4 protein-coding genes and 1 pseudogene are annotated in these 2,039 nt (G+C 24.9%); all 5 read left to right on the top strand.

What is annotated here, in order from left to right:
- A pseudogene (locus HMPREF3241_RS09785) lies at positions 1-225 on the top strand (DUF5079 domain-containing protein); the annotation flags it as partial.
- On the top strand, positions 225-674 hold the full coding sequence (locus tag HMPREF3241_RS09780; protein ID WP_032604520.1) for a DUF5085 family protein: 450 nt from the start codon (positions 225-227) through the stop codon (positions 672-674). The pseudogene HMPREF3241_RS09785 and the gene HMPREF3241_RS09780, both read left to right, overlap by 1 nt.
- Complete coding sequence (locus HMPREF3241_RS09775) at positions 667-1,125, top strand: DUF5085 family protein (RefSeq protein ID WP_002458317.1); 459 nt, start codon at positions 667-669, stop codon at positions 1,123-1,125. Before HMPREF3241_RS09780 ends, HMPREF3241_RS09775 begins: the two co-directional genes overlap by 8 nt.
- 13 nt (positions 1,126-1,138) lie before the next feature.
- Complete coding sequence (locus tag HMPREF3241_RS09770) at positions 1,139-1,726, top strand: DUF5080 family protein (protein WP_070853639.1); 588 nt, start codon at positions 1,139-1,141, stop codon at positions 1,724-1,726.
- A 41-nt stretch (positions 1,727-1,767) separates the two neighbouring features.
- Positions 1,768-1,980 carry a hypothetical protein gene (locus tag HMPREF3241_RS09765; protein WP_002458315.1) on the top strand — a complete coding sequence of 71 codons (213 nt, stop codon included), beginning with the start codon at positions 1,768-1,770 and terminating at the stop codon, positions 1,978-1,980.
- Positions 1,981-2,039 lie beyond the last annotated feature (59 nt).

Raw genomic sequence — 2,039 nt, 5'->3', positions numbered from 1 at the left:
ATCCAAAACGGTAGTTTTATTAGAATGATTGGTATTTTAATTGTTTTATTATCGTTTGGACTATTGTTGTATGTATCATTAATTCTTCCTGTTGATTCTGAAGAAAATAGTACGATTTGGATGGGAATGATAATGTTATTTTGTAGCCATTTGCTTATTGGACGAACATATTTTTACTTAGGTCTGTTAAATTATGACATTAGTGAAGATGGGGTGAAATTATAATGGAATTAGGTATGCTTATCATGCCATATTGTGTAAAAATAACATTTGAAATTGATAAAGAAGAAAATTGGTTAGAAAGTTTAGATACGGTAAATGAATTTTTTATTGATAAAGATATATACCCAACAGGACCTATAATATTTCAAAGAAAGCTTATTGGGATTAATGAATATCAATATACTGTTTTTATTTCTTTAAATGATGAATTACAACATATCCCTGAATTAAACATAGAATATATTGATATGTTAGAAGTTGGCCCTACTTTATCAGAAAAATGTTTTAATGAAGATGAGTTTGAACAAGTATATAAAGAAATAAACTTAGCAGCTGAAAATAATGATTTATCAGTCATTGATCAACCTTATTATCATGTTATGGTAGATTACTTTGGAGGGACTGTATTTGAGATATATGCTCAATTAGAAATAGGTGATGATAATGAATGAAAATAGTTATTCTTATATAATGTTAAAAAATTTAGCATATAAAACCTATTTTGATATAAGCAAAGAAGATTTTGAAAGAGTATTTAAAGATTTTCAAAAATGTTGTGAACATAAAAATGTTTTAATTGTAGGAGATATTAATTTTGCTGTAACGCAAATAGATTTAGAAAAAAGAATGAATTTGGATGTTTTTGCATCAGTTGATAGGGCTTTTTCACCTAGTAATGAACTTAAGTATAGGACTTACTTTTGTTTGAATATGTTATTACAAGGAAGAATTAAAACAAATAATTTTATAGAAGAAGAAATTGAACTTTTAGAAGAAATGAACAATTTTGCCAAACGTGAAAATTTAACTTTTATATCACCTTATTACCATACATTTAAATATGATAGAAAAGGTGAAAAAGGTTGGTGTGAAATCAAAGCGAAGGTATATGAGAATGATTAAGGATGTGTAAATATTGGTTTATTTTGTACTGATTGGAGTATTTATTATATTTTATTTAGCGCTATTTGATAGTCTTCTGAAATCTGAAAATCTTTCAATTTTATCTATTTTTTTAGATTTTGTTATTATAGTAATGTTGATTGTTTTTCATTTTATTGGAAATAAACTTACAGGAAATGATTTAAGTAATTATATAGCATTTACTTTAATTGGTTCATTTGTGTATATATATTTTGCAATCAAAAATTTTTGGACAAAACCCAAAGTTTTGAACTATCTAATTAGTAAACAGGAAAATGCAAATCAAGATGATATAGAATATCAAGAGTTAGATTTACAAGTCTCGAAAATTAAATCTGTTTACTATTTTTTAATTGCTATAGCACTTTTAATACTTACAAAAATACATATTGTTAGTGATATTAAAGCAGACAGTTTATCTATGAACCCTGTATTTATTTTTGTTGGAATGATAATTATAGTTATCTGGCTAATAATGGACTTGTATAGAAAGAAAAAATATGGCATTTTTTTATTTAAATCATTAATTCCTATTGTAGTGACTGTATGGATTATAATATCGTCTGTATTATTGTATTAATTTTATAATTATTTTAAACTGTTACAGAGAGGAGATTTAAAATGGAGAAAACTGGAAAACCTTTAAAAGTATGGACTTGGATTTTTATTGTATTAACTATAGTAACGCCTTTATTCGCGATTGGAAGTATCATTTGTAGTATTAAGTATAAAAAATATGATGAAGTTAAAGGCGCTAAATTACTACAAATTTCAATAATTGTAGCAGTTATTATTTTTGTTCTAAATTTATTAACTTTATTTGGATTAAGATAAGTCTTGTAACAATAAAAAATAACACATAAAGATGGAGTAGATGGATGTAGAAGTATTCA

Origin of the sequence: Staphylococcus sp. HMSC34G04 (assembly GCF_001838765.1) — a bacterium.
GTDB lineage: Bacteria > Bacillota > Bacilli > Staphylococcales > Staphylococcaceae > Staphylococcus > Staphylococcus epidermidis.
Note: the sequence above shows the minus strand (reverse complement) of the source record. Positions and strands in the feature narration are given on the sequence as shown.